The sequence below is a fragment of the Psychrobacter sp. AOP5-GZ1-6 genome, from assembly GCF_052376345.1.
Lineage (GTDB): Bacteria > Pseudomonadota > Gammaproteobacteria > Pseudomonadales > Moraxellaceae > Psychrobacter.
Map to the genome: position 1 here is coordinate 1 of NZ_JBQSVP010000347.1, position 440 is coordinate 440.

The 440-nt window shown below is 50.5% G+C and carries 1 protein-coding gene; it reads right to left on the reverse strand.

Annotated elements, in window-relative coordinates; all coding sequences use genetic code 11:
- The coding region (locus ACT3RN_RS16145) for a hypothetical protein (RefSeq protein WP_444518874.1) at positions 1 to 440 on the reverse strand (440 nt) is incomplete at both ends.

Genomic DNA, 440 nt, shown 5'->3' on the forward strand with positions numbered 1-440 from the left:
TTCAGCAGCACAGACTGACCGATGCGCGGAGCAAACTGCCACCCATGCGTCGCCCCCGATGACAGTTGTAATGCGCGTAGGGGCGGGGTGGTGCCATCATCGTGATCACTAATACCTGACCAGACAGGTGTGGTGATGGTTTGTTGTAGATTATCATCAGTGATACTAGACGCATAGCTAGAAGAGGACGAGCTACTCACATCTCCTGTACGCGCTTGGGTGAGGCCGTGATAGGTACTACTGGCAAAAGACAAGCTACTTGGATAAGGCATATAAGGAATAGACGCATCAAGTAGCGTAGCTGATACCCATACACCAGTATCACGAGCAATATCAAAGCCATGATCGGGCATGGATGATAGCGTCAGTCTTGTGGTGCCGCGCTGCATCTGCTGCACCGTTTGCTGTAACCACTGCTTGATAAAGGCTTGATAATGATA